We start from the raw sequence: 4,124 nt of genomic DNA on the forward strand, positions 1-4,124 counted from the left end.
AGCTGACCAAGCCGCCGGGCGCCCTGGGGCGGCTTGAGGAAATCGCCTTCTGGCTGGCCGCCTGGACAGGCCGCGCACCGGCGGTCAACCGCCCGCTTGTAGCGATTTTCGCCGGCAATCATGGCGTTACCCGCCATGGCGTGACACCGTTCCCGTCGTCGGTGACCCAGCAGATGGTCGAGAATTTTGCAGCCGGCGGTGCGGCGATCAACCAGATCTGCGTCACCCATGATCTCGGCCTGAAGATCTTCGACCTGGCGCTCGATTATCCGACCGGCGACATCACCACCGAAGCGGCACTTTCGGAACGTGACTGCGCCGCGACCATGGCCTTCGGAATGGAGGCGATTGCCGGCGGCACCGATCTTCTCTGCATCGGCGAAATGGGCATCGGCAACACGACGATCGCGGCTGCCATCAACCTCGCGCTTTATGGTGGCGAGGCGGAGGACTGGGTCGGTCCCGGCACCGGTTCGCATGGCGAATTCATGGAGCGCAAGATCGCCGCGGTGAAGGCGGCCGTCGAATTCCACGAGGATCACCTGAGCGATCCGTTGGAAATCCTGCGCCGTCTCGGCGGCCGCGAGATCGCCGCGATCGCAGGCGCGATCCTGGCTGCACGCGTCGAAAAGATCCCGGTCCTGCTCGACGGTTACGTGGTGACGGCCGCGGCCTCCATCCTCAAGGCCGCCAATCCGGCAGCGCTCGACCACTGCCTGATCGGCCACGTCTCCGGCGAACCGGGACATCTGCGTGCGATCGAGAAGCTCGGCAAGACGCCGCTTCTGGCACTCGGCATGCGGCTCGGCGAGGGGACCGGTGCGGCACTTGCGGCCGGCATCGTCAAGGCTGCCGCCGCCTGCCATTCCGGCATGGCGACATTCGAGCAGGCCGGCGTCAGCAACAAGAGCCACTGAGCCCCGGATGGAAAAGACGCCGCTCGACAGCAATATCGAAAGGGCGACCGGCATCCGCCGGGTGATTGCGGCCTTCCGTTATTCGATGCAGGGGCTGGTGCGCCTGTGGCAGGAGGAAGCCTTTCGCCACGAGGTGATCGCCTGTGCGGCGGCCGTCGTGCTGTTTGCGATTGTCGGCGCCGGTGCTTTCGACTATTTCGTCTTCGCCATCCTGATGCTGGTGCTGTTTGCGGTGGAATCGCTGAACACCGCGATCGAGGAACTGGTCGACCGCATTTCGCCGGAAATCTCCACCGTCGGCCGCCACGCCAAGGACCTCGGCTCGTTCGCGGTCTTTTGCCTGCTCTGCGCCAACTGGTTTTTCGTGCTTTATGTGGTGGTGCGGAGCGTTTGGAATTAGGCGCTTTTGCGTGCCGAGTGGAGGAAGCGGGTCACGACGACATTGTCGCCGGTAACCCGATACAGCATGACGTAAGGGTAAGGCGCTAGGGTAAGCCTTCGCGTGGACGGTTTGGTCGTCTTGCGGCCTGCACGCGGCTGGTGACCAAGCAGGTCAATGGCCTCGGAAATTCTTTGCGAGACGCTTTCTGCGCCGGATGGAGACCGCTCGCGGATATAGGATAGGGCTTTATCGATCTGTCGGGACGAAAGTGCGGTAAAGCGCACGCTCATCGAAGATATTTCGCGAGAATGGTACGGACTACTTCCTCGCCGACTACTTCCCCGCGTTCAATCTCCCGATCGGCCTCTTCCAGATCGGCTTCTTCCTCCGGCGTAAGCTGATAGACGTCTCCATCATCTTTGCCCATGAAGCTTAGAAGAATCTCGGCGATCTCGTCCTGCATTTCAGCAGGCAGTTCTTTGGCTGCTTCGATGGCGCGGTCGAGAAGTTTGGTCATGGCCACATTATGCACCGAAACAGTCCGGTGCAAAAGAGGTCGATCGCCTCAGGCGAAGCTCTTGCGACGGCGGGCGACCGTCTGGGCGTCGGCAACCGCCGGCACGCTCTGCAGCACGCGCGTCGCGGGAAGGATGGCAATCGCTTCGGTGCCCTCGCGCAGCTTGGAGCGCAGGATGAACTGGCCGTCGTGCTTGGCAAGGATCGCCTGGACGATCGGCAGACCGAGGCCGGTGCCCTGTTCGGCGCTCTTGATGGCGATCGAGCCCTGGCCGAAGGCCGACAGCACAACCGGGATTTCCTCTTCCGGAATGCCGGGTCCGTTGTCCTTGATCGCTACATACTGGCCACCACCGGCTGTCCAGCCGACCTTGACGGTCACCTCGCCGCCCTGGGGCGTGAACTTGACCGCATTCGACAACAGGTTCAGCAGGACCTGCCGCATCGATTTTTCATCGACCCAGACCTGCGGCAATTGCGGTTCGAACTGCTGGCTGATCGAGATGTTCTTGGCGCTGGCGCGCAGCTGCACCATGCCGATGCAATCCTCGGCGATCTCCAGCAGCGACAGCGATTCCTCGGCGAGGTCGTAGCGGCCGGCCTCGATGCGCGACAGGTCGAGGATTTCGTTGATCAGATTGAGGAGATGCTGGCCGGAACGGTGGATGTCGCCGGCATATTCCTTGTAGGTCGGGTTGGCGAGCGGACCGAGGACCTCGGAACTCATGACTTCGGAGAAACCGAGGATGGCGTTGAGCGGCGTGCGCAGCTCGTGCGACATCGAGGCGAGGAACCGGGATTTGGCAAGGTTGGCCTCTTCGGCGCGGCGGCGGGCTTCGTCCGACATGGATTTCGCCACTTCCAACTCGGCGATCAGGTCGTCCTTTTCCGACTGATAGGACATCAGCGTCAGGTTGGAGCGATAGAGCCGGTCGGCGATATAGTGGAAGAAGACGACCGCGATGGCGCAGATCGCGATCATGCCGATATCAAGCACATTCCGTGTCAGGATGGCCGTCGCAAGCAGCGCCAGGATCATCGGCAGGAAGCCGAACAACACGCCGAGCCGCAGCATGAAACTGCTCATAGCGGTGATCGAGATCGCGAAAAGGAGAACGGCACCCTTGTAGAAATAATAATTGTCGCCCGAACAGGCATTGCAGTTCTGCAGCGCAAAGAGCGCCCAGCCGGTGCCGACGATCAATTGTGCCGCGAGCAGCCTGCGGCGCCATTTCTGGACGTCGCCCGAGCCGATATCCTTGCGGCTGGCGCGGCGGGCGATCAGCACGTTGATCGCATGGACGCTGAACATCAGCAGCGCCCAGGCAAAAAGATTGGCGTTGGGGTTGAGATAGACGCCGATCGCCGTCACCACGATGATGAAGATCGGCATGACCGATGCGCCCTGCAGCACGGAATTGACGTGCATGGCGATCATGTCGCGGTCGAAGATCTGATTGCCCTGGGAGCTGGACTGCAGGCGTTCACGCGTGGCGCGAACGGCTTTAGAGACGGCCTTGTTACGGTGGCCGCGCGAGCGATCAACGATGTTCTTGTCGGTCGATGTGCTGACGCCGCTACTCATGGCCACTGAACTGATACCCCGGGTGTTGAGAGAGTATGTCCAAATCCTTAAGAGAGTACTGCCGGGAAAGGTTTTGTTTGCCATTTTCCTGAAGCTTCCGTTTTCCAATAAGGCTGGATTGTGGCTCGAACGTTCAGGGTTTTTCGCGACGGCGCGTTTCTCGTGGCCTTCTTCATCCTTCTGGTGCTGATTGCCGCCAAGCTGGACGAGGCAGCCGACAGCGTCCTCCGCGGCCCGTTCTACGTGATCGACGGCGATACGCTGGCGATGGGCGGCGAGCGCCTGCGGCTGCAGGGTATGGATGCGCCGGAACTCGACCAGACCTGCGAAGACGGCCGCGGCAAACCATGGGCCTGCGGGGAGGAGGCGAGACGGCTGCTGATGCGCCTCGTTGCAGACGGCAAGACGGAATGTCTCGGCCGCGAGCGCGACAAATATCGTCGGCTTCTCGTCCGCTGCCATTCGGGCACGACCAGCATCAACGGCACGCTGGTGCGGCAGGGTCTCGCCGTCGCCTCGGGACGTTATGCGCAGGAACAGGTGGCAGCGCGGCACGAACGGCAGGGGTTGTGGGCCGGCCGGTTCGAAAGCCCGCGTGACTGGCGCGCCAGCCGCGGCAGGATGGACGATGTCAGCCTGGTGGAGGCATTTTGGGATTGGATGAAACGGGTGACGGCCTGGTAATGAGGATGGATGACATCGCCGACGGCGAGGAGGATATCGG

General features: G+C 62.0%; 6 protein-coding genes. 3 read left to right on the forward strand and 3 right to left on the reverse strand.

Annotation, left to right across the window (positions count from 1 at the left end; genetic code table 11):
* Both cobT and MOV61_RS28750 read left to right on the forward strand, forming a co-directional pair.
* A partial coding sequence (gene cobT / locus MOV61_RS28745) for a nicotinate-nucleotide--dimethylbenzimidazole phosphoribosyltransferase (protein ID WP_247139031.1) occupies positions 1 to 917 on the forward strand: 917 nt, incomplete at its 5' end.
* A 7-nt stretch (positions 918 to 924) separates the two neighbouring features.
* On the forward strand, positions 925 to 1,317 hold the full coding sequence (locus tag MOV61_RS28750) for a diacylglycerol kinase (RefSeq protein ID WP_247139032.1): 393 nt from the start codon (positions 925 to 927) through the stop codon (positions 1,315 to 1,317).
* Here the strand turns inward: MOV61_RS28750 and MOV61_RS28755 are convergent.
* From MOV61_RS28755 to MOV61_RS28765, 3 genes are read right to left on the reverse strand one after another with little or no spacing between them, the layout of a single operon-like run.
* On the reverse strand, positions 1,314 to 1,589 hold the full coding sequence (locus MOV61_RS28755; protein ID WP_038542719.1) for a type II toxin-antitoxin system RelE/ParE family toxin: 276 nt from the start codon (positions 1,587 to 1,589) through the stop codon (positions 1,314 to 1,316). The genes MOV61_RS28750 and MOV61_RS28755 overlap by 4 nt on opposite strands.
* Complete coding sequence (locus MOV61_RS28760; RefSeq protein ID WP_038542721.1) at positions 1,586 to 1,816, reverse strand: hypothetical protein; 231 nt, start codon at positions 1,814 to 1,816, stop codon at positions 1,586 to 1,588. The genes MOV61_RS28755 and MOV61_RS28760 overlap by 4 nt, the downstream gene beginning before the upstream one ends.
* A gap of 48 nt (positions 1,817 to 1,864) precedes the next feature.
* Positions 1,865 to 3,400 carry a HAMP domain-containing sensor histidine kinase gene (locus tag MOV61_RS28765; RefSeq protein ID WP_247139033.1) on the reverse strand — a complete coding sequence of 512 codons (1,536 nt, stop codon included), beginning with the start codon at positions 3,398 to 3,400 and terminating at the stop codon, positions 1,865 to 1,867.
* Positions 3,401 to 3,562: 162 nt separating this feature from the next.
* Between MOV61_RS28765 and MOV61_RS28770 the strand changes: the two genes are divergently transcribed.
* Entirely contained in the window at positions 3,563 to 4,084 is a 522-nt protein-coding gene (locus MOV61_RS28770) for a thermonuclease family protein (protein ID WP_247139034.1), read from the forward strand.
* Positions 4,085 to 4,124: the final 40 nt, after the last annotated feature.

The organism is Neorhizobium sp. BETTINA12A (assembly GCF_023006485.1).
GTDB lineage: Bacteria > Pseudomonadota > Alphaproteobacteria > Rhizobiales > Rhizobiaceae > Neorhizobium.

Bases quoted from the DNA above. Each gene is read 5' to 3' on its own strand.
- MOV61_RS28750 (WP_247139032.1), top strand. From the start codon at position 925: ATGGAAAAGACGCCGCTCGACAGCAATATCGAAAGGGCGACCGGCATC.
- MOV61_RS28755 (WP_038542719.1), bottom strand. From the start codon at position 1,589: ATGAGCGTGCGCTTTACCGCACTTTCGTCCCGACAGATCGATAAAGCC.
- MOV61_RS28760 (WP_038542721.1), bottom strand. From the start codon at position 1,816: ATGACCAAACTTCTCGACCGCGCCATCGAAGCAGCCAAAGAACTGCCT.
- MOV61_RS28765 (WP_247139033.1), bottom strand. From the start codon at position 3,400: ATGAGTAGCGGCGTCAGCACATCGACCGACAAGAACATCGTTGATCGC.